General features: G+C 68.2%; 18 protein-coding genes. 16 read left to right on the top strand and 2 right to left on the bottom strand.

Going from position 1 to position 21604, the window contains the following annotated elements; genetic code table 11:
• The first annotated feature begins 102 nt into the window (after positions 1-102).
• The 13 genes from ACSGC5_RS07405 (at position 103) to prfA (ending at position 16043) form a co-directional block, all read left to right on the top strand.
• Positions 103-915: a transglutaminase-like domain-containing protein gene (locus tag ACSGC5_RS07405; protein ID WP_434970001.1), complete on the top strand. Its 813-nt coding sequence runs from the start codon at positions 103-105 to the stop codon at positions 913-915.
• A gap of 134 nt (positions 916-1049) precedes the next feature.
• Complete coding sequence (gene argS, locus ACSGC5_RS07400; RefSeq protein WP_434970000.1) at positions 1050-2714, top strand: arginine--tRNA ligase; 1665 nt, start codon at positions 1050-1052, stop codon at positions 2712-2714.
• 3 nt (positions 2715-2717) lie between these two features.
• Positions 2718-3548 carry an LmeA family phospholipid-binding protein gene (locus ACSGC5_RS07395; protein ID WP_434969999.1) on the top strand — a complete coding sequence of 277 codons (831 nt, stop codon included), beginning with the start codon at positions 2718-2720 and terminating at the stop codon, positions 3546-3548.
• A gap of 167 nt (positions 3549-3715) precedes the next feature.
• Entirely contained in the window at positions 3716-4792 is a 1077-nt protein-coding gene (locus ACSGC5_RS07390; RefSeq protein WP_434969998.1) for an ABC transporter substrate-binding protein, read from the top strand.
• Positions 4793-4861: 69 nt separating this feature from the next.
• Positions 4862-5797, top strand: coding sequence for a nucleoside hydrolase (locus ACSGC5_RS07385; RefSeq protein ID WP_434969997.1), 936 nt, complete (start codon positions 4862-4864; stop codon positions 5795-5797).
• Between the two features lie 64 nt (positions 5798-5861).
• Positions 5862-6602, top strand: a complete 741-nt coding sequence (locus ACSGC5_RS07380) for a GntR family transcriptional regulator (protein WP_434969996.1) — start codon at positions 5862-5864, stop codon at positions 6600-6602.
• Positions 6602-7612: an adenosine deaminase gene (gene add, locus ACSGC5_RS07375; RefSeq protein ID WP_434969995.1), complete on the top strand. Its 1011-nt coding sequence runs from the start codon at positions 6602-6604 to the stop codon at positions 7610-7612. Before ACSGC5_RS07380 ends, add begins: the two co-directional genes overlap by 1 nt.
• 138 nt (positions 7613-7750) lie before the next feature.
• Positions 7751-9184 carry a diaminopimelate decarboxylase gene (gene lysA, locus ACSGC5_RS07370; protein ID WP_434969994.1) on the top strand — a complete coding sequence of 478 codons (1434 nt, stop codon included), beginning with the start codon at positions 7751-7753 and terminating at the stop codon, positions 9182-9184.
• A complete protein-coding gene (locus ACSGC5_RS07365; protein ID WP_434969993.1) occupies positions 9181-10518 on the top strand; it encodes a homoserine dehydrogenase in 1338 nt (445 codons plus the stop codon). Before lysA ends, ACSGC5_RS07365 begins: the two co-directional genes overlap by 4 nt.
• A 1-nt stretch (position 10519) precedes the next feature.
• Complete coding sequence (gene thrC, locus ACSGC5_RS07360) at positions 10520-11608, top strand: threonine synthase (protein ID WP_434969992.1); 1089 nt, start codon at positions 10520-10522, stop codon at positions 11606-11608.
• Positions 11605-12546 (top strand): homoserine kinase, encoded by a 942-nt coding sequence (thrB, locus tag ACSGC5_RS07355; RefSeq protein WP_434969991.1) that lies wholly within the window; start codon positions 11605-11607, stop codon positions 12544-12546. The genes thrC and thrB overlap by 4 nt, the downstream gene beginning before the upstream one ends.
• 219 nt (positions 12547-12765) lie before the next feature.
• Positions 12766-14934, top strand: a complete 2169-nt coding sequence (gene rho, locus ACSGC5_RS07350; RefSeq protein WP_434969990.1) for a transcription termination factor Rho — start codon at positions 12766-12768, stop codon at positions 14932-14934.
• Positions 14935-14948: 14 nt separating this feature from the next.
• Positions 14949-16043, top strand: a complete 1095-nt coding sequence (prfA, locus tag ACSGC5_RS07345; protein WP_434969989.1) for a peptide chain release factor 1 — start codon at positions 14949-14951, stop codon at positions 16041-16043.
• A gap of 9 nt (positions 16044-16052) precedes the next feature.
• Here the strand turns inward: prfA and ACSGC5_RS07340 are convergent, their stop codons facing one another.
• Positions 16053-17066, bottom strand: a complete 1014-nt coding sequence (locus ACSGC5_RS07340; protein WP_434969988.1) for a sodium:calcium antiporter — start codon at positions 17064-17066, stop codon at positions 16053-16055.
• A 148-nt stretch (positions 17067-17214) separates the two neighbouring features.
• Here ACSGC5_RS07340 and ACSGC5_RS07335 point away from each other — a divergent pair, with 148 nt between their 5' ends.
• From ACSGC5_RS07335 to ACSGC5_RS07325, 3 genes are all read left to right on the top strand, one after another.
• Positions 17215-17619 (top strand): hypothetical protein, encoded by a 405-nt coding sequence (locus ACSGC5_RS07335; RefSeq protein ID WP_434970093.1) that lies wholly within the window; start codon positions 17215-17217, stop codon positions 17617-17619.
• Between the two features lie 92 nt (positions 17620-17711).
• Positions 17712-19445, top strand: coding sequence for an amidohydrolase (locus ACSGC5_RS07330; RefSeq protein ID WP_434969987.1), 1734 nt, complete (start codon positions 17712-17714; stop codon positions 19443-19445).
• Positions 19442-21019 carry an MFS transporter gene (locus ACSGC5_RS07325; protein WP_434969986.1) on the top strand — a complete coding sequence of 526 codons (1578 nt, stop codon included), beginning with the start codon at positions 19442-19444 and terminating at the stop codon, positions 21017-21019. Before ACSGC5_RS07330 ends, ACSGC5_RS07325 begins: the two co-directional genes overlap by 4 nt.
• A gap of 4 nt (positions 21020-21023) precedes the next feature.
• Here the strand turns inward: ACSGC5_RS07325 and epsC are convergent, their stop codons facing one another.
• Positions 21024-21602, bottom strand: coding sequence for a serine O-acetyltransferase EpsC (gene epsC / locus ACSGC5_RS07320; protein WP_434969985.1), 579 nt, complete (start codon positions 21600-21602; stop codon positions 21024-21026).
• Positions 21603-21604 lie beyond the last annotated feature (2 nt).

Here is a 21604-nt window from a genome sequence, read left to right as displayed (position 1 = left end):
GATCGAGGTTACCACCGCGGACCCAGCCCTCTCTGACGGCGCGGCGGACGGGCCCTCGAGGCGCGTCATCCCGAGGTCATCGCAGCATGCGAGGATACTCCGGTGCAGCGCATCGTGACCGCCGAACTCGACCTGGAACTGGCCGCGTCGATCGACCTCATCTTCCAGATCACGGCGGCCCAGTACACACCCGTCGTGACTGAGAATCTGACGTTCTCGCAGGGCGAGCGCGTGTACACCCCGATCGAGATCATCGACCAGACCGGCAGCCGGCTTCACCGGTTCCGGGGCGAGCCGGGCGCGCTGGCCGTGCGCTATGACGCCGTCGTCGACGCGCAGCCCACCTCGCGCCCGACGAGCGACCTCGAGGCCGTCACGTACCTGCGTCCGAGCCGCTACGCGCAGTCCGACGAGGTCTTCTCGCAGGCGCGCCGGCAGTTCCGGGGCCTCGCGGGCGCCGAGCTCGTCGCTGCCGTCACCGACTTCGTGGCCGGCGCCGTCGCCTATACGCCCGGCTTGAGCCTCGGGACGGATTCGGCGGTCACGACCCTCATGACCGGCCAGGGAGTGTGCCGCGACTTCGCGCATCTCGTGATCGCGCTCCTGCGGGCCATGGATGTGCCAGCGCGGTACACCGCCTGCTACGCCCCGGGCCTGGAGCCGATGGACTTCCACGCCGTCGCCGAGGCCTATCTCGACGGGACCTGGTACGTCATCGATGCGACGCGATTGGCGGACCGCCGGTCCCTCGTGCGCATCGCGACGGGCCGGGATGCCGCCGACTGCGCGTTCCTGAGCTACCACGGCGGAAACCTCACCCTCGACCGGATGCGCGTGGACGCCTGGGTCGCCCCCACCGAAGCCCCCGCCCCCACCGCGCCCGACGACTTCACGTCCCTCGTCCAGCTCGCCTGAACGCGAACCAGCCCGCGCACGGCGAACCAGCCCGCGGACGCGGCTGCTTCGCCGTCGCGGGGCTTGTTGGCTGGTCCTGTGCTGCTGCGACGACGGATGGGGCAGGCGCGCGGCGCGCCTAGACTGGTTCGGCCATGAATCCCGAAGCCCTCTCCGCCGCCCTGCTCGCCGTCATCACGCCCCTGGCGGAGGCGCGACGCGCGGGTTCGGCATCCGATCTCACCGCCGCCGACCTGCCACTGGAGCGTCCCAAGAACCGCGATCACGGTGACTGGGCCTCCAACGCCGCACTCAAGCTCGCGAAGAGCATCGGCGCCAACCCGCGGGAGCTTGCGGCGGAGATCGCGGCCGGACTCGAGCAGGTCGAGGGGATCGCGAGCGTCGAGGTCGCCGGCCCCGGATTCATCAACATTCGACTGGATGCCGCAGCCGCGGGTTCGCTCGCGAAGACGATCGTCGACGCGGGTGCCGCGTTCGGGACCTCTGACGTGCTCGACGGTCAGATCATCAACCTGGAGTTCGTGTCGGCGAACCCGACAGGACCGATCCATATCGGCGGCACCCGGTGGGCGGCAGTCGGCGACGCCCTTGCCCGCATTCTCGCCTCCCAGGGCGCACGCGTGACGCGGGAGTACTACTTCAACGATCACGGCGCCCAGATCGACCGGTTCGCCAGGAGCCTCGTCGCCGCGGCCGAGGGGCGCCCGGCGCCCGAGGACGGATACGGCGGGGCATACATCGCCGACATCGCGGCGCGAGTGACGGATGCCTACGACGGCGATCTCGGTGCGCTGGATGCCGAGGCCAAGCAGGAGGCGTTCCGAGAGCTCGGCGTCGGGTTCATGTTCGACGAGATCAAGCAGAGCCTGCACGAGTTCGGTGTCGATTTCGACGTGTACTTCCACGAGAACGATCTGCACGCGTCCGGCGCGGTCACCCGCGCCGTCGACCGGCTGCGCGATCTCGGCCACATCTACGAGGCAGACGGTGCCATCTGGCTGCGCTCGACCGACTTCGGCGACGACAAAGACCGCGTCGTCATCAAGAGCGACGGTCAGCCTGCCTACATCTCCGGCGACCTGGCGTACTACCTCGACAAGCGCGAGCGGGGCTTCAACCGCTGCATCATCATGCTCGGCGCCGATCACCACGGTTACGTCAAGCGCCTCATGGCGATGTGCGCAGCGTTCGGCGACGAGCCGTACGTGAACCTGCAGATCCTCATCGGCCAGATGGTGAACCTGCTGCGCGAGGGCCAGCCGGTGCGGATGTCCAAGCGTGCCGGAACGGTCGTGACGCTGGAGGACCTCGTCGAGGCAGTCGGGGTGGATGCTGCCCGCTACGCCCTCACCCGGAGTTCGGCGGACTCGAACCTCGACATCGACCTGGACATCCTGCAGAAGCGGACGAACGACAACCCCGTCTTCTACGTGCAGTACGCGCACGCCCGCACGCACAACGTCGGTCGCAACGCTGCCGCGGCAGGCGTCGACCGCAGCGTGTTCGCGCCCGAGACGCTGACCCACGAGACCGAGTCGGCGCTGTTGGGCGCGCTGCAGGAGTTCCCCCGAACCGTCGCGTTCGCCGCAGAGGTGCGGGAGCCTCACCGGATCGCCCGCTACCTCGAAGAGCTCGCGGGGCTCTATCACCGCTGGTACGACAACTGCCGCGTGATCCCGCTCGGCGACGATCCCATCGAGCCCGTGCACCAGACGCGGTTGTGGCTCAACGACGCCACCGGCCAGGTGCTGCGCAACGGACTGACGCTGCTGGGCGTCGGCGCCCCCGAACGGATGTAACCCATGACGGATGCCGAACACCCGACCGACCCGCTGCCGGACCTGCGCGCGGGGTGGGTGCTCGCGGTTCCCGAAGAGCCGAAGAAGCGTCGCCGGGTGTGGCCGTGGCTCGTTGCCGCTGCGGCGGTGGTCATCGTCGTCGTGGTGGCCGTCGTCATCGTCGAGACCGTCGTGCGATCGAACATCGAGTCGGGCATCGCCAGCCAGGTACGGACGGGTCTGGAACTGCCCGCCGATCAGCCCGTCGACGTGTCGATCGAGGGACCGCTCACCCTTCAGCTGCTTACGGGGAGCCTCGACGACCTCCGGCTCTCTTCCGATGACGTCCCGCTCGGTCCGACAACGGCGGACGTCGAGGTCACGCTGCGCGGCGTCAGCACGACCGCTCCGTATACGGTCGGGGTCGGAGCTGCCACCGTGACCCTGGACCAGAGCCAGGTCGCCGCACTCACCGACAGCGTCGCCCAGATCGACATCCTCGAGCTCGCACTCGAAGACCCGGCGATCGTCGTCGGTACCGAGCTCTCGCTGTTCGGATTCGGCATCCCGGTCTCGCTGTCGCTGGTGCCCAGCGCGCAGGCGGGGGAGCTCGTGCTTCGTCCCGAGAGCCTTCAGGTCAGCGGCCTGGCCGTCACCGCGGACGGTGTGAGGCGGCAGTTCGGGACGATTGCCGACCCGATCCTGCAGGACTGGCAGATCTGCGTCGCACAGTACCTGCCGGCCGGGGCGACGCTCACGGCAGCATCCGTCACGGACGATCACCTTGTCGCCACCTTCGACATTGACGGCCGGATGCTTGACGACGCGACGCTGCAGCAGAACGGCACCTGCTGACCAGCGCCGCACGCTGTGTATCGGCCGTCGGATGCCTACAGATGTCAGACAACCGATATCTGAAATCAGATGGAAACTTTCCGGATGACGGGACGAAATGCTGGCTGCCTAGCTTCATGGTGTCGGCACATCCGTGTCGGTCCCCTCGATCCCGGAGTCAGCTCGTCATGACAACCCTGTTCTCACCCGGCCGCGCTCGTCACGCCGTCGGATTCGCCGCCCTACTGACCGGCCTACTCGCCCTTGCCGCGTGTTCCTCCGAAGCCCCGGGGGCCTCAGCCTCGGCATCCGCTGATCCGAACGCCCAGACCGAGCCGGTATCGGTCCAACTCAGTTGGATCTTCAACGAAGAGTTCGCCGGGGAGTACTTCGCGGAAACCAGCGGCTACTACGCCGAGGCGGGGCTCGGTCCCGTCCAGCTCGTTCCCGGACCCTCCGCAGGTGTGCCCGAACTCATCAGCGGAACGGCGGATGTCGCGTTCAGCGACGCCGTGACCATCGGCGCCGCGGTTGCCCGCGAGCAGGCGCCCTTGAAGATCCTCGGCGCCGTGTTCCAACAGAACCCGTTCGCGGTGCTCTCGTTGAAGGAAGGGGCCGATATCGCGACGCCGCAAGACATGATCGGCAAGCGCATCGGCGTTCAAGATGGCAACTCCGCGCTGTTCTCCGCACTGCTCGCGGCGAACGGAATCGGCGCCGACGAGGTCACGGTCGTGCCCGTGCAGTTCGATCCGGCGCCGCTCGTGAACGGCGACGTCGACGGATTCATCGCCTACCTCACGAACGAGCCGCTCGTGTTGGAAGCCCAGGGCATCACGACGACGACGCTCCCCTTCGCGACCAACGGGCTGCCGTTCGTTGCAAAGACGATCACCGCCGCCGACGAGACAATCGCCGAGAACCGGGAAATGCTGAAGTCCTTCCTTCGTGCCGAGATCCAGGGGTGGGCTGATGCGCTGGGAAACGTCGACGAGACCGTGCGTCTGGTCACGGAGCAGTTCGGTGTTGACCTTGACCTTGACCCCGTCGCCGTGCGCGCCGGGGCCGAGGCGCAGAACACGCTCGTCGTGTCGGACGAGACGGTTGCCAACGGCCTGTTCACCATCAGCCCAGAGCTCCAGGAGCGTACCCTCGCGAGCCTGTCCGCCGCAGGGATCGAGGTCGCGGCTGACGATCTGTTCGATCTGACCCTGCTCGCCGAGGTGTACGCCGAGTTCCCTGAGCTCGTCGCGCTCGGCTCCTGACCCTCCTGATGGGCTGCGCCGTTGCGCGCAGCCCATCATCAGAGACAACCACCGAGAAAGGGGCCGTCAATGACAGTTCGCATGATCATCGACACCGACACCGCGCAGGATGATGCCTTCGCGCTGCTGATCGGACTGCGCGACCCGCGCGCGCAGCTGGAGGCCGTCACGATCAACTACGGCAACGTCGCGTTCGACCAGATGGTCGAGAACGCTCTCTATACGATCGAGGTAGCGGGCCGCGGGGGCGAGGTGCCCGTCTACGAGGGGGCGCGGCTACCGCTGCTGGCCCCCGTCGATGATTCCTCGTACGTGCACGGTGCCGACGGGTTCGGTGGGGCGGGCTTTCCCCGAGCCCAGCAGCGCCCCGAACCCGAGAATGCCGTCACTGCTCTGCTCCGTCTCGTCGCCGGCAACCCCGGACAGTTCACGATCATCGCCCAGGCGCCGCTGACCAACCTCGCGCTCGCTGCCGCCGCGGATCGACGCTTCGCCGGGAACGTCAAAGAACTCGTCATCATGGGGGGGACGAATAACGCCGCGGGCAACATCACAGCAGCCGCTGAGGCCAATTTCTGGCATGACCCCGAGGCCGCCGCGATCGTGCTCCGGGCAGGCTTTCGCACGACGCTCGTCCCCTGGGATCTCGTGATGCGTCAGGGCGTGTTCGGTCCGGACAAGCTGCAGCGCATCGAGAGCTTGGATACGCCGGCATCCCGGTTCTTCGTTCGAGCGAACCGCGGCACTCTCGCCTACAACAAGAAGGCCCACGGGATGGATGGAAGTACCCACCCGGACTCCATCGCGGTCGCGATCGCCGTGGAGCCGCGGATCGTAACGAAGGCGAGCGACTACTATGTGGACGTCGAGACCGCGCGCGGAATCGCAACCGGCTACTGCTTGGTCGACTCGGTCCGTCGATCCGGTCGCGAGCCGAATGCGCGCGTGATCGAGGAGATCGACGAGGATCTGTTCTTCCAGACCATGATCGGCGTCCTCTCATGACCTCCCCGACCTCGCTGGGGGGAGGATTGTGACCGCCGAGACGCTTGTGAGGAGAGATGGCCGTATGACCCTCGAGCCGTTGTCTCTCACCGTCGGCCAACCTCTGCGTGTCGCGGTGTACAACAGCATTTCCCGAGCAATCCGCAACGGGACATACCCCCTCGGGTCCGTGCTGCCCAGCGATGCAGAGTTCTGCACAGCTCTGGGTGTGAGCCGACCAGTCGTGCGCGAGGCGATGCTGCTCCTCGAAGAGGACCGCTTGATTTCGACGCGTCGCGGTGTCGGTCGCTTCGTCAGCGACGCGATTCCCGGGATCGGCCTCGAGCGCGTACGCGGACTCGAGCTCTTGCTCGGCGAATCCGTCGGCGCCATCACGGTGGATCGGATCAGCCACGAAGTGCAGCCGGCATCTGATCTGCTCAGTCAGGCGCTAGCACTCGATCCGTCTGCTGCCGTGTGGACGTGGGAGTCTGTACTGCGGCGGACGGGAAACGAGCTCGCACTCACGTTCGAGGCTGTTCCTGCCGCCAGTTCTGCGTTCCCGGACCCCGGAACAGACACCATGCCCGAAGCCACCGCGTTGACTCGGCTTCTCGCCTCCGTCGACCCGTCCCATGTATCGAGTGCCTGCGATATCTCCGTGGGCGTTCTCGGTGAGCACCGCGCCAAGGCGCTCGGAGCAGACCCCGACACCAGCGCCCTGATTCTCACGCAGCATGTTTCCTATCGCGGTACGACTGTGCTCTATGCCAAAGACGTCATTCTGCCTGCGGCCGGCACCATCTCACTCCAGCAGAGCGCGTGATGGCGGGTGCGCCTCTCCTGATCAACCTGCACTCGCACCTCGAAGGGCGGGTGCGGCCGAGCACGGCGGCAGGGATCGCGCGCAAACTCGGGCTGCCGGATGCCGACCGCGACTGGACTGCGGCGCTGCAACTGGACGGTCCCGCAGACCTCACCACGTACCTCGTGAAGGTTGTCGCGACCTTCCCGTTCTTCTCGCGCCTCGACCTGCTCGAGCGGATCACGCGGGAAGCCGTCGAAGACGCTGCCGCCGATGGTGAGGAGCACCTCGAACTGCGGTTCGGTCCCGCCTCGCACGCCTCGACGCTCGCTGAGTTGGATGCCGTGATCGCTGCAATGTGCGCGGGAATCGTAGCGGGCATGGCGGACACCGGGATTTCCGCCGGCGTCGTCGTTGCCGCTTTGCGGAGCGACCCGACCGAGGTGAATGAGGCGGTGGCCCGGGCCGCCGCTCGTGCGGCCGGGACCGGTGTCGTCGGATTCGATCTTGCCGGCGACGAACTGCTCTTCCCCGATCTCGAGCGCTATCGGGACGCGTTCGCGATCGCGCGCAGCGCGGGCCTGGGCATCACATGCCACGCTGCCGAGGCGGCATCCGGGCGCGCGGCTCAGCAGGCCGTGGAGCTCCTGGGTGCCACACGGATCGGCCACGGTGCGCGCATCGCCGAGGAACCGAACCTCATCGGCTGGTTCGTCGAGCGCGAAATCGCGATCGAAGTGTGTCCAACCTCGAACGTCTACACGGGTGCTGTGTCGTCGATGGCGTCCCACCCCGCGGCGCAATTCGCCCGCGCCGGTGCCCGCGTCGTCCTCGGCGATGACAATCCACGCCAGACCGGCTCGCTGCTGTCGAGCGAAGTCGCCGTGTTGCGCGAGGACCTCGGGTTCGATGACGCCATGATCGCGGCGCTGGAGCGGCACAGCGTGGACGCGGCGTTCGTCGCAGACGGCGTACGACAGGGCTGGCGGAGCCGACTGGACACCCCGACGGAACAGCGCGCGGAGGCCTGAGCGTGCCGGCCGGCGGATTCCCGGGCGAGGATACCCGGTGCCCTAGACTGACCGGAGTGTCTCGGCGCGTGCGCTGACCGCCCGGGGCCTGCTCGCGCCGCTTGTTCGGCGCCGAAGACTTCACCGATTGGCTTCTGCGTGTCCGCCCACCCGACTTCCACCCCGCCCCTGCCGGCGTGGCTGGACGTGCCGTCGGATCCCAACGACCTCGTCGATGGCGTGTGGCCGACGGATGCCGCGCGCGATGCTGACGGCGATCTGATCATCGGGGGAGTGACCGCATCCGCGCTGGCCCGGGAGTACGGCACGCCGCTGTACGTCGTCGACGAGGACGAGGTCCGCTCCCACGCGCGACGCGCGCGCGAGGCGTTCGAATCCGCCGCCGCGCGGCACGGTGTCGCCGCCCGTGTCTATTACGCCGGAAAGGCATTCCTGAGCACCGAGGTGGTGCGGTGGGTCACGGATGCGGGCCTCGCTGTCGATGTGGCCAGCGGCGGCGAGTTGGCTGTCGCTCTAGCCGCGGGAGCAGACCCGGGTCGGATCGGACTGCACGGCAACAACAAGAGCATCGCCGAACTCGAGCGCGCCGTCGCGAGCGGTGTGGGCTCGATCGTCGTCGACAGCTTCCAGGAGATCGAGCGCCTCGCCGCCATCGTCGCTGCCGCGGGGACCGTGCAGGACGTGCTGCTGCGCGTCAACAGCGGTGTCCACGCCGAGACCCACGACTTCCTCGCAACGGCGCACGAGGACCAGAAGTTCGGATTCACCCTGGCCGACGCGGTTCGCGCCGCTGCGCTCGTGCGGAATGCGGAGGGCCTGCGGCTGGTCGGACTGCATTGCCACATCGGCTCGCAGATTTTCGGCACCGCCGGTTTCGCCGAATCCGCCGCACGCATCGTGTCCCTCTATGCAGATCTGCTGGCGCCGTCCGACGCGGATGCCGCGCAGGACATGCGGGTACTCAATCTCGGCGGCGGGTTCGGGATCGCCTACACGCGCGCTGATCGGCCGACGGCGATCGAGACCCTCGCCGACGGCATCGTGGATGCTGTCGCGGCCGAGTGCGCCGAGCGGGGCGTGCGCATGCCGGATCTTGCCTTCGAGCCGGGGCGGGCCATCGTCGGCCAGGCGGGGGTCACCCTCTACACCGTGGGGACGACCAAGGCGGTTGCGCTCGAGGGTGGCCTCGAGCGCCTCTACGTGAGCGTCGACGGTGGGATGAGCGACAACGCGCGTCCCGCCCTGTATGGCGCGAACTACAGTGCTCGGCTCGCCGCGCGCGTCAGCGACGCGCCGCCGCAACTGGTGAGGGTGGTCGGGAAGCACTGCGAGTCCGGGGACATCGTCGTCGATGCGGAGTACCTGCCCGCCGATGTCGAGCCCGGCGACCTCCTGGCCGTGCCCGCGACAGGCGCGTACTGCTTCTCGCTCGCCAGCAACTACAACTTCCTGCCTCGCCCCGCCGTCGTGGCGGTTCGAGACGGGCGAGCGCGCGTGATCGTGCGCGGTGAGACCCTCGATGACCTGCTGGCGCGTGATGCCGGCATCCCCCCGACCGAAAGGACGGCATGACCGACTACCGCCGCCTGCGAGTCGCGCTGCTCGGCGCTGGAGCTGTCGGCTCCCAGGTCGCCGCGCTGCTGCGTCAGCACGCCGATGAACTGGCAGATCGCGCCGGAGCGCGCCTGGAACTGGTGGGCATCGCCGTGCGCAACCCGGATGCACCTCGTGAGGCGGACCTGCCGCGCGAGCTGTTCACGACGGATGCCGAGACGCTGATCCTCGGCGCCGACATCGTGATCGAGCTGATGGGCGGGATCGAACCGGCCCGTACCCATGTGCTGCAGGCGATCGGGTCCGGCGCGGATGTCGTCACAGCGAACAAAGCGCTGCTGGCCACCCACGGCCCCGAGATCTTCGAGGCCGCCGATCAGGTCGGCGCCCAGGTGTACTACGAGGCTGCCGCCGCGGGGGCGATTCCCATCATCCGGCCGCTACGCGACTCGCTCGCCGGCGACCGGGTGCAGCGCATCATGGGGATCGTCAACGGAACGACCAACTACATCCTCGACCGCATGGACACCGAGGGCGCGGACTTCGGCGATGTGTTGGCGCAGGCGCAGGCCCTGGGCTATGCCGAGGCTGACCCCACCGCCGACGTCGAAGGATACGACGCGGCGCAGAAGGCGGCGATCCTCGCGAGCCTCGCGTTCCACACGTCGGTGCCGCTGGAGGCGGTGCACCGTGAGGGCATCACCACGATCGACAAGCCCATGATGGATGCGGCACGCAAGGCCGGCTACGTCATCAAGCTCCTCGCCGTGTGCGAGCGGGTGGCAAACGGCTCCGGCGACGCCATCTCGGTGCGGGTGTACCCCGCGCTCGTGCCCCGCGAGCATCCCCTTGCAAGTGTGCACGGGGCCAACAACGCCGTCTTCGTGCAGGCCGAGGCCGCCGGAAACCTGATGTTCTACGGCGCCGGCGCCGGGGGCGTGCAGACAGCATCCGCCGTGCTCGGCGATGTGGTCTCGGCCGCGCGCCGTCACATCGCCGGCGGCGTCGGAGTGGGGGAGTCCACCCGCGCGAATCTGCCGATCCTGCCGATCGGGCACGTGACCACGCAGTACCAGATCACGCTCGAGGTCGCCGATGAGCCCGGCGTCCTTGCGACAGTCGCCGGCATCCTGAGCGAGGGTCGCGTCTCGATCGCGACAGTCGAGCAGACGGTCGCTGAGGCATCCGTCGATCCGCTCGCGCGGGTGATGGCGGATCCGACGGGCGTGGCCCGTCTCGTGATCGGAACCCATAAGGCCTTGGAGCAAGACCTCAGCGAGACGGTGGCACGCCTCGCTGACAGTGACGTCGTGGACCGGGTCGTCTCGGTCCTGCGAGTAGAAGGAGATTGACGTGGCACACGTGTGGCGCGGAGTCATGCACGAATACGCCGATCGACTGGGCGTGACCGCCGAATCGACCGTCGTCTCGCTGGGCGAGGGAGGCACGCCGCTCGTGCCGGCACCGGCGCTGTCGCGGCGCACCGGCGCCCAGGTCTGGGTGAAGTTCGAAGGGATGAATCCGACGGGTTCCTTCAAGGACCGGGGGATGACCGTCGCCCTTTCGCGCGCGGTGGAGCACGGCGCCAAGGCCGTCATCTGCGCCTCGACGGGCAACACGTCGGCATCCGCCGCCGCCTACGCGGCACACGCCGGCATCACCGCTGCCGTGCTCGTGCCCGAGGGCAAGATCGCGATGGGCAAGCTCAGTCAGGCCGTCGCGCACAACGGCCAACTCATCCAGATCCGCGGGAACTTCGATGACTGCCTCGAGATCGCCCGCGAGCTCGCCGACAACTACCCGGTGCATCTGGTGAACTCGGTCAACCCCGACCGCATCGAGGGTCAGAAGACCGCCGCCTACGAGATCGTCGAGGTGTTGGGCGATGCGCCCGATTTCCACTTCATCCCGGTCGGGAACGCCGGAAACTACACGGCATACTCCCGCGGTTACCGCGAGGAGGCCGATCGTGGCGTCTCCACGCGCGTTCCGCGGATGTTCGGGTTCCAGGCCGAGGGAAGTGCGCCGCTCGTGCGAGGAGAGATCGTCAAGAACCCCGAGACGATCGCCACCGCCATCCGTATCGGGAACCCGGCGTCGTGGGAGCTCGCCCTGGAGGCCCGAGCCGCCACGGACGGCTGGTTCGGGGCGATCGACGATGAGCGCATCCTCGCGGCGCAGAAGATCCTCGCCGGCGAGGTCGGAGTGTTCGTGGAGCCGGCGTCGGCCATCAGTGTCGCGGGTCTGCTGGACCGCGCCGAAGCGGGAGTCATCCCGGCCGGCGCGAAGGTCGTCCTCACGGTGACAGGTCACGGCCTCAAGGACCCGCAGTGGGCGCTGCGCGGCGCGGATGGTTCCGAAGCTCGGCCGACGGTCGTCGATGCGACGACCTCCGAGGTGGCCGCGGTGCTCGGCCTGACCTCGTCGGGGGCGACCGAGTGAGCGCAGCCGGGGTCGCAGAGCGCTCGGTTGCGGTACGGGTTCCCGCGACCAGTGCCAACCTGGGTCCCGGGTTCGACACGCTGGGACTCGCGCTCAGCATCTACGACGACCTCGTCGTCACGTCCCTCCCCGAACCGGGGCTCGACATCGAGGCCGAGGGTGAGGGTGCCGAGGAGATCCCGCGTGATGCGTCGAACCTGGTCGTGCGCGCCATGGCCTACGCGTTCGAGGCCGTCGGGCGTCCCGTGCCGGGATTGCGCCTCCGGGCACGCAACTCGATTCCGCACGGCCGGGGGTTGGGCTCTTCCGGGGCGGCCGTGGTGGCCGGGATCCTCGCCGTGAAGGGGCTTCTGGAGGGCGACGTCGAGATCGGGCCCGACACGATGCTCCGGCTCGCCACCGAACTCGAAGGGCATCCCGACAACGTCGCGCCCGCGCTCTTCGGCGGACTCACGATCGCGTGGATGGACGAGGCGGTGCCGCAGCACAAGAAACTCCTCGTCCACCGCGGCGTCTCTCCCGTGGTCTTCGTCCCGGGATTCACGATGTCTACGAGCGTCGCGCGGAGCCTGCAACCGCTGCAGGTCCCTCGGGAGGATGCCGTGTTCAACCTCTCCCGCTCAGCCCTGCTGGTTGCTGCACTGACGCAGAGCCCCGAGCTGCTGCTGGCGGCGACCGAAGACAAGCTGCACCAGAACTATCGGGCCCAGGCGATGCCCGAGACCGACAAGCTCGTGCGCGTACTGCGCGAGCACGGGTTCGCGGCGGTCGTGTCGGGGGCAGGGCCCAGCGTGCTCGTGCTGGCCGACGGTCCTGGCCGTCGCCTGGAAGCAGCGGCTGTCGCCGAGCGGGTCACCGACACCCCGTGGCAGGCTCATATGCTGGCCGTCGACGTCAAGGGTGGTACAGTGAAGGTGCACGCGGGGGGTTCCACGTAACCCGTGAATCTGGCCCCCGCCGCATATCTGCGAAGCCTCCGCAATTCCCTCGACACCCTTCTTCCGAGCATCCATGCCCGGAAGGACTCGAGGAGAGGCAGATGAGCACGAGACGCTGAGTCCCGCTCAGCACGTCGAGCCCGTCGCGGCGGCTTCTTCATCCGTGCGGATCCGCACATCATTCGATTCACCGCACATTAGGTACACAAGGGAGTACTCGTGGAGTCCATCTCCGAGGTCCACACCGACGCGTCCGAGAGCGACGCCGCTGAGCAGACCACCCCCGCGGCCGACGAGGCCGCCACGCAGTCCGAATCCGCCGAGGAGCAGCCCACAGCGGCGGCTCCGGAGGCCGAGCCCGCTGAGGCCGAGGCTGAGCCGGCCGAGGCTGAGCCGGCTGATGCTGAGCCCGCTGAGGCCGAGGCTGAACCGGCCGAGGCCGAGCCGGCTGAGGCTAAGGCTGAGCCGGCCGAGGCTGAGCCCGTGAGCGAGACTGCGCCCACTGCGCAGGCCGAGCCCGCTGCGGCGGCCGATACCGAGTCCGCGCAGCAGACGGAGGCCCCGCCTGCTGCCGAGTCCGGCACTCCGGCCGCGTCCGCTGAGCAGCAGGAGGCTGCCCCGCCGAGCGAGGCGGCCCCCGCTGAGGCGCAGCCGGATGAGGCTGCCGCGCAGGCGCCGACCAAGCCCGCACGCAAGCGTGCACCGCGCCGCGCCAAGAGCACGGATGCTCCCGCCCACACGTCAGCGGCTGCGGAGGCTCCGGCGGCTCCCGACGCCGAAGCTCCCGGTGAGCCGCCCGCTGCACGTCAAGCCCCCGCTGACACGAACGCGTCGGCAGAGGCCGCACCGGCCGACACCGCGCAGACCGACACCACGCAGACCGACACTGCGCCAACCGACGCCGCACCCGCGCGTAGCGACGAGGAGACGGCTTCCGGTGAGTCCGGGGAGGACTCCGGCGACGAGAGCACGCCGAGCCGCAGCCGCAGCCGCAGCCGGAGCCGGAGCCGCAGCCGCGCATCGGGCAACAACAGCGGTGGAAACAACGGCAACAACGGCAACGCCGGTGCGCAAGAGCAGCCCAAGGCCGCCGACGCGGACGACGAGGGCAGCTCGACCAGCGGTCGCGGTCGACAGCGCAACAAGCGCCGCGGACAGAACCAGAACGACGAGTTCGAGCCCGAAGTCGGCGAGGACGATGTCCTCATCCCCATCGCCGGCATCCTCGATGTCCTCGACAACTACGCGTTCGTGCGCACGACCGGGTACCTGCCCGGCCAGAGCGACGTGTATGTGTCCCTCGGTCAGGTCAAGAAGTACAACCTCCGCAAGGGCGACGCTGTTGTGGGAGCGATCAAGCAGCCACGCGAAGGCGAGCAGACGGGGCGTCAGAAGTACAACGCGCTCGTGAAGGTCGACGCCGTCAACGGTCTCTCGGTCGAGGATGCCGCCGGCCGGGTCGAGTTCAGCAAGCTGACGCCGCTCTACCCCCAGGAGCGCCTGCGCCTGGAGACGGCGCCCGAGAAGCTCACACAGCGCATCATCGACCTTGTCGCCCCGATCGGGAAGGGCCAGCGAGGCCTGATCGTCGCGCCGCCCAAGGCCGGAAAGACGATCGTGCTGCAGCAGATCGCGAACGCGATCGCGACGAACAACCCCGAGGTTCACCTCATGGTCGTGCTCGTCGACGAGCGTCCCGAAGAGGTCACCGACATGCAGCGCACCGTCAAGGGCGAAGTGATCGCCTCGACGTTCGACCGTCCTGCGGAAGACCACACGACGGTCGCCGAGCTCGCGATCGAGCGCGCCAAGCGCCTCGTCGAGCTCGGTCGCGACGTCGTCGTGCTGCTGGACTCGATCACCCGCCTCGGCCGGGCCTACAACATCTCGGCGCCGACATCCGGTCGCGTGCTCACCGGCGGTGTCGATGCGTCCGCGCTCTACCCCCCGAAGCGCTTCTTCGGCGCGGCCCGCAACATCGAGAACGGCGGATCGCTCACGATCCTCGCGACGGCGCTCGTCGAGACCGGGTCCAAGATGGACGAGGTGATCTTCGAGGAGTTCAAGGGCACCGGCAACAGCGAACTGCGTCTGTCGCGCCAGCTCGCCGACAAGCGGATCTTCCCCGCGGTCGACGTCAACGCCTCGAGCACTCGCCGCGAAGAGATGTTGCTCTCGCCCGATGAGGTCAAGATCACCTGGAAGCTGCGTCGGGCGCTCGCGGGCCTCGATCCGCAGCAGGCTCTCGAGGTCGTGCTCGGCAAGCTCAAGGAGACGTCCTCGAACGTCGAGTTCCTCGTGCAGATGCAGAAGTCGATCCCCGCGCCGACCTCGAACGGTCACGGTGGGGGAGGCCACGGCCACGGGCACGAGAACAGCATCCGCTGAGCGGGGAGCCCTTCATGCCCGAGCCGGCACTGTTCGACTCCCTCCGCGCCCTGATCGACGAGCACCGCGAGGTCCAGGCGGAGCTGTCTGACCCCGCCGTGCACGCCGACCCCGGCAGGGCCAAGCGCGTCAACCGCAGGTACGCCGAGCTCAGCCGCATCATCGCGGCGCACGACGCGTGGCGGTCGGTGTCCGACGACCTCGCCGCCGCGCGTGACCTGGCGCGTGAGGACGCGGCCTTCGCCGAGGAGATCCCCGCAATGGAGGAGCGCCTCGCTGAAGCGCAGGAGCGCCTGCGGCGCCTGCTCATCCCGCGGGACCCGGATGACGCACGAGACGTCATCATGGAAATCAAGCAGGGCGAAGGCGGCGCCGAGAGTGCGCTGTTCGCGGCCGACCTCCTGCGGATGTACCTGCAGTACGCCGCGTCCAAGGGGTGGAAGACAGAACTCCTGGAACGCAATGAGTCCGACCTCGGTGGATACAAGGACGTGCAGGTCGCGATCAAGGGATCCTCGAGCGACCCCGCCCAGGGAGTATGGGCGCATCTGAAGTACGAGGGCGGAGTGCACCGCGTGCAGCGGGTGCCGGCCACCGAGTCGCAGGGCCGCATCCACACCTCGACGACCGGGGTGCTCGTGTTCCCCGAGGTCGACGAGCCCGAAGAGATCCAGATCGACCCGAACGACCTCAAGATCGACGTGTTCCGTTCCTCCGGTCCGGGCGGGCAATCGGTGAACACGACCGACTCGGCGGTGCGGATCACCCACCTGCCGACCGGGATCGTCGTGTCGATGCAGAACGAGAAGTCGCAGCTGCAGAACCGGGAGGCCGGGATGCGGGTGCTGCGGGCCCGGCTGCTGGCCAAACAACAGGAGGAACGGGATGCTGCGGCATCCGACGCTCGTCGCTCGCAGATCCGCGGGATGGATCGCTCGGAACGGATCCGCACCTACAACTTCCCGGAGAACCGCATCGCCGACCACCGCACCGGCTACAAGGCCTACAACCTCGATCAGGTCATGGATGGCGCCCTCGAACCGATCATCGCGTCGTGCATCGCCGCCGACGAAGAAGAACGGCTGGCAGCCTTGGCGGCAGAGAGCTGACCGGCCGTCCTACGCCGTGATCGCGAGGGCGATCGTGGCGAGGTAGACGGTCGGGATGGCAAATCCCTCGAACCCGATCCCCTTCTTCTCGCGCGCGAGCAGCCCGACGGCCAGCACGGCAGACATGAACGCGGTGCCCGCCAGGAGGACGAGGCTGGACGGCCCCGCCGCGGCGTAGATCGTCCCCTCCGTGTAGAAGACGTCGGCGATCGAGATCATGAGGGTGTCGAACACGTTCCCGCCGATGATGTTGCCCACGCCCAGAGTCAGCGCGCCCATCCGCACCGCGGCGATGAGGGTGATCAGCTCGGGCAGAGAGCTCACCGCCGTCGTCACTGTGAACCCCGTGATGTCGCTCGGCCAGCCCGTGGCAGCGGCGACGCCGAGACCTGCCTGGCCGATGACCCAGCCCGTGCCCGCTGTGATCACCGCGAGCACCGCGAACGTGACCCACAGCCGGCGCAGCGACCGGTGCGAAGACGTCGTGTCATCGTCGTCGACGGTCTGAGATGTTCGGCGCGGACGCCACATCTCATCCGAGCGCATGCGGCGCAGCAACAGCAGGCTGTACACGTAGATGACCGGAATCAGGAGCGACACGGGGTGTATCCAGCCCCACGACAGCGCGGGAGTGGCGTACGCGATGACCGGAAGCGTGAGCAGGGCGACCAGTGTCAACGACTGGCCGAGGTTCTCCAGAGACGCCGCCGCGTGCTCCAGGTTCGCACGGCGATAGACCAGGTCCGCCACGGCGAGCCACACGGTCTGGATCGCCACACCACCCACGGGATTGGCCAGCGCGAATCCGGCGTCTCCCGCGACGGCACCCGTGATCGTCGTGATGATGCCCGTGAGAGAGGTCACCGCGCCCAGGAACACCGCCCCCGCGATCGCGCGCCCCATCCCGGTGCGCCCGGCCAGCTCGTCCGCGGTGTATGCCAGACGTGTGCCGGCGACCCACAGCACGCCGATCGAGCCCGTCAACGCGATCAGGCTCGGCCATAGCCCCCAACTCCCCGTCATCCCACCCCGTCCTCTCCCCAGCGGTCGCCTCGTCGGCCCGTCACCGTAACAGACACGCGTCGGCTGCGCAGTGCGCTTGACGCGAGCGCCCACCGGAGTCGGGATGCTGTCGAGTGGGCCCCGGACCCGCTACTGTCGGGGCGTGGTCATGTTCCTCATCCGTGCGCTCATCTTCGTGCTCTCGGCAGCTGTCGGTCTCATCGCCGCCGACGTGCTGCTCCCCGGCTTCCGCATCGACTGGCGGGACTGGTGGGGGTTCCTGCTCGCAGTGCTGATCTTCGCCGTCCTGCAGAGCGTGCTCTCTCCGTGGATCGCGACGGTCGCCAAGCGCAACGCCCCCGCGCTCCTGGGGGGGATCGGGATCATCTCGACGCTGGTCGCCCTCGTCATCGTGGTGGTGATCCCCGCCAGCGGTGTGAGCATCGGCGAGCCGTTCGTGCTGACGTGGATCCTTGCGCCAGTCATCGTCTGGCTCGTGACCGCCCTCGCCACGTGGCTGCTCCCGATGGTCTTCATCAAGAAGAAGGTCGAGGAGCGTCGAGCGGAGAAGTGACACGCCGCGCTCCGGGGTTGTGTCCCTCATCCCGCCTCGATACGGTGGGCGCGATCGACACCGGATGACGTTGCCTGGGGGGGCACTCGACGATGAAGAAGATTCTGAAGGCCGGCACGATTCTCACTCTCGACCCGCATCGCACGCGGGCCGAGGCCGTCGCGGTTGACGATGGTCGCATCGTCGCCGTCGGGACGGTCGATGAGTGCAGGACTGCACTGCCCGGCGCCGACATCGAAGACACGGGCGCTGCGGCGCTGCTCCCCGGCTTCATCGAACCGCATTCGCATCCCGTGCTCAGCGGCATGGCAACGATGCCTCCCGCGTACTGGATCGCACCGTGGTTCGCGCCGACCTGGGATGATGTCGTCGCCGTGTTCCGCAAAGCGATCGCGGAATCGGCGCCGGACGCGCCGCTGGCTTTCTTCGGGTTCGACGGTCTGCTGCACAAGCACACCGAGCCCAACGCGGCGGAGCTGGACGCGATCTTCGGTGACCGCCTCGCACTGCTGTTCGGAAACTCGGGACACACGTCCTATGTCACCTCCGCTGTGCTGCGAAAGCTGGGATGGATCGACAATCCGCCTGCGGATCCCGTCGGGGGCTTCTTCGATCGCAACCCGGATGGCTCCCTCACGGGCCGGGCGACCGAGATTCCCGCCGCGATGGCGCAGGCTGCGCCGGTGCTGGAGGCGATCGCGAAGGGCCCGCGTCCCCTGCAGGGGGCGGTGGAGTACTACATTCTGCTGGCCAGCGCCGGCATCACGGCAACGTCTGAACACACCTACCGCACAGATCTCAAGGGCGCCTATGAAGCGCTCGCGTCGTTGCCCAGTTCGCCGCTGCGCGTGTCGCTCTACCACATGTCCACCGAGCCGGACTGCGGCGAGCCCTTCCAGTCCAGCGCACCCGAGTCGATGCTGCGCAAGCAGGGCATCAAGCTCTGGGCCGACGGCTCGCCGTGGGTGGGGAACGTGGCGATGAGTGTCCCGTATCTGGACACGGATGTCACCCGAGCCGCGGGCATCACGCCGGGCGTCCCCGGCGAGAAGATGATGAACTACACCCGCGACCAGCTCGACGCCCTGCTCGAGGCGCACGTCGGCGAGGGGTGGCAGATGGCATTCCACGCCAACGGGGACATCGCGATCGACATCGTGCTGGATGCCTTCTCCACCGTGCTGGGACGGCACGGGCTCATCGACTCCGACCACCGGTGGCGCGTCGAGCACATCGGCGGCGCGCGCACCGACCAGTTCCGCCGTATGGCATCGATCGGCGTAGTCCCCTCCATGGGCCCGTTCCAGTTCTACTACTGGGGGGACCTTCTCGACGGGGGGATGTTCGAACCCGCGATCGGCGGATCCTGGCAGCGCTTCCGGGACGCGTTCGACGCGGGCGTTCGTCCGTCCTTCCACAACGACGGTTCCGTGTCTCCGCCGACCCCGCTGCTGAACATGCAGGCCGCCGTGACGCGTCGCAGCTCGTCCGGGACGCTCCACGGTCCCGAGCAGGCCGTGACTCTCGACGAAGCGCTTCAGGCGCACACCCTCAACGCCGCATACGCTCTCGGGATCGATCACGAGGTGGGATCGATCGAGGTCGGCAAGCTCGCCGACTTCGTTGCCCTCGACGCCGACCCGTACACGGTCTCTCCCGACAGGATCGGCGCGATCGGCGTGACGGGCACGTGGCTGGGCGGCGAACGCATCGACCTGGACGCGTTCGCGGCGGCCTCGCACCAGGTCGATGACAGCGACTTCGCCACACTCCGAACCTACGGCGTGCCCGCCTGCTGCCACCACGTGGTGAAGGCGTCCGAGTGAGCGTCGCCGCTGCGCCAGGTCAGGGGTCCGGCGCGGCGCGGCAGTCGGTCGCGGTGTTCGCCGTGCCATTGCTGGGCGTCATGGCCGGCGTGCAGACGGCGGACCCGACGATCGCGAGCACCGCGCTGGTCGAGTCATCGCGCGCACTGGGAATGGATGCCGGTGTTCAGGCGATCGCCGCATCGATCTCCACGCTGATGCTGGCCGCGACCGTGATCAGCACGGGTCTGCTGGCAGACCGCATCGGGCGCAAGCTCCTCCTGATGCTCGCGCTTGTCGCCTCGATCGTCGGTGGACTCATCGCCGCGGTAGCGTTCGATCCGATCTCGTACATGCTCGGTCGGGCAATCGCCGGCATCGGACTGGGTGCCGTCTTCGCCGCCTCGTTCGCCTACTTGCGGGCGGTGGTGCCGGCGCCGCGGCTGCCCGCGGCGATGGGTTCGTTCGCTGCGTACAGCGCCTTGACCGTCATCGGCGCCAGCTTTCTCGGCGGAGCACTTGCCGATGTCGACTGGCGGCTTGCGTTCCTCGTCACACCGGTCCTCGCCGGCCTTTCCGTCGTCGCCGTGGTCTTCGTCCTCCCCGGCGAGCCGCGGTCAGGTTCGGGACCCGCGGACATCGGCGGGCAGATCCTTCTGATATTGGGCATCATCGGGGTGCTGTACGGGATTAGTCACGCCGGGCGGGGACTGACCGAGCCCCTGACCTGGATACCCTTCGTCGTGGGGCTGGTGCTTCTGGCCGCATTCGTCCTCGTCGAGGCGCGCGTGCGCCACCCCTTCTTTCCCATCGACATCTTCGCGAACCCGGGCTTTCTGGCTGCCGTGGCGATCGGACTCGCGTTCAACATCTCGCAGGCTGTCGCCATCTTGCAAACCGCGAACATCTGGCAGTTCGTGTACGGCTTCCAGACGATCGAGGTTTCCCTCGCGCAATTGCCCATGACCGTCGTGTCGGTCATCGCCTCGGTGCTGCTGGGGCGTTGGCTCACCCGGGGGCTTTCGGTGCCGATGGCGATCATCCTGACCGGGACCGCAACGACGCTCGGCTTCCTGTCGCTTGCACTCACTCTCCTGTCGGGGTCGTTCTGGGCCTTCCTGCCCGCTCTCGTCCTGATCGGCTTCGGTATCTCCGGGCTCGTTCCCTACGGTGCCCTGATCATCAGGCTGGCGCCGCCCGAGCATTTCGGGGTCGTAACCTCCTCGCGCACGACGATCGGACAGTTCGGCTACGCGCTGGGGTTGTCCGGTGGCGTGATTCTCGTCAACGCGCTGGCCGGTGACGACTTCTCGCGCCGTCTGGCTGAGGCCGGCGTACCGCCGACCCGACTCGGTCAGGCGCTGGATGCGGTGCAGCAATACACGCAGTCCGGCACAACGCCGTCGTCTGCAGAGGGCGGCACCGCGCTGCTGGCGGGAGCCGCGGAGGCATATCGCGACGGCTTCGTCGCAACAGCGATCATCGTCGCGATCGTGATCGCCGTCCTCTCGGCGGCCGCGGTCATCCTCTACCGCCGCTGGGACCGGATGCAGGCCGCAACGCAGTCAGGGGCGGCGTCAGCGTCCGGGGCGTGACGCGTCAGATCTGGTACTCCGGCATTGTCAGAAGCGCCCGGGTGTCCATGCCGTCCTTGCGCTTGCGGGCCTTGGCCGGGATCCCCGTGAGGACGCTGTCGGCCGGTGCGTCCCTCGTCACGACGGCGTTGGCGCCGACGACCGAACGCGCACCGATCGTGACGGGCCCGAGGATCTTCGCCCCCGCACCCACCGCGACCTCATCGCCCAGCGTGGGGTGACGCTTCCCGCCTTCGCGCTGGCGTCCGCCCAGCGTGACCTGGTGGTAGAGCATCACATCGTCACCGATCTCGACCGTCTCACCGATCACGACTCCCATGCCGTGGTCGATGAAGAACCGTCGTCCGATCCGGGCACCCGGATGGATCTCGATCCCCGTGAGCCAGCGGGTCAGCTGTGAGCCCGCGCGGGCGAGGAATCTCGCGTTGTGGGTCCACAGCCAGTGATTGACGCGGTGAGCCCAGATGGCGTGCAGACCCGAGTAGAGCACTGCGATCTCGATGCCGCTACGGGCCGCCGGGTCGCGCAGCTTCGCTGCCGCAATGTCTTCACGGATGCGGCCGACGATGCGTCGGACTCCCATCG

Origin of the sequence: Microbacterium sp. bgisy207, assembly GCF_965345035.1 — a bacterium.
In the GTDB taxonomy this organism is placed as follows: Bacteria; Actinomycetota; Actinomycetes; order Actinomycetales; family Microbacteriaceae; genus Microbacterium.
This window is presented reverse-complemented; position numbering and strand designations above follow the sequence as displayed.

What these genes read in the sequence shown, in the direction of transcription:
- argS (WP_434970000.1), top strand. Translation starts at nt 1,050, where the DNA reads ATGAATCCCGAAGCCCTCTCCGCCGCCCTGCTCGCCGTCATCACGCCC.
- ACSGC5_RS07395 (WP_434969999.1), top strand. Translation starts at nt 2,718, where the DNA reads ATGACGGATGCCGAACACCCGACCGACCCGCTGCCGGACCTGCGCGCG.
- ACSGC5_RS07390 (WP_434969998.1), top strand. Translation starts at nt 3,716, where the DNA reads ATGACAACCCTGTTCTCACCCGGCCGCGCTCGTCACGCCGTCGGATTC.
- ACSGC5_RS07385 (WP_434969997.1), top strand. Translation starts at nt 4,862, where the DNA reads ATGACAGTTCGCATGATCATCGACACCGACACCGCGCAGGATGATGCC.
- ACSGC5_RS07380 (WP_434969996.1), top strand. Translation starts at nt 5,862, where the DNA reads ATGACCCTCGAGCCGTTGTCTCTCACCGTCGGCCAACCTCTGCGTGTC.
- add (WP_434969995.1), top strand. Translation starts at nt 6,602, where the DNA reads ATGGCGGGTGCGCCTCTCCTGATCAACCTGCACTCGCACCTCGAAGGG.
- ACSGC5_RS07365 (WP_434969993.1), top strand. Translation starts at nt 9,181, where the DNA reads ATGACCGACTACCGCCGCCTGCGAGTCGCGCTGCTCGGCGCTGGAGCT.
- prfA (WP_434969989.1), top strand. Translation starts at nt 14,949, where the DNA reads ATGCCCGAGCCGGCACTGTTCGACTCCCTCCGCGCCCTGATCGACGAG.
- ACSGC5_RS07340 (WP_434969988.1), bottom strand. Translation starts at nt 17,066, where the DNA reads ATGACGGGGAGTTGGGGGCTATGGCCGAGCCTGATCGCGTTGACGGGC.
- ACSGC5_RS07335 (WP_434970093.1), top strand. Translation starts at nt 17,215, where the DNA reads ATGTTCCTCATCCGTGCGCTCATCTTCGTGCTCTCGGCAGCTGTCGGT.
- ACSGC5_RS07330 (WP_434969987.1), top strand. Translation starts at nt 17,712, where the DNA reads ATGAAGAAGATTCTGAAGGCCGGCACGATTCTCACTCTCGACCCGCAT.
- epsC (WP_434969985.1), bottom strand. Translation starts at nt 21,602, where the DNA reads ATGGGAGTCCGACGCATCGTCGGCCGCATCCGTGAAGACATTGCGGCA.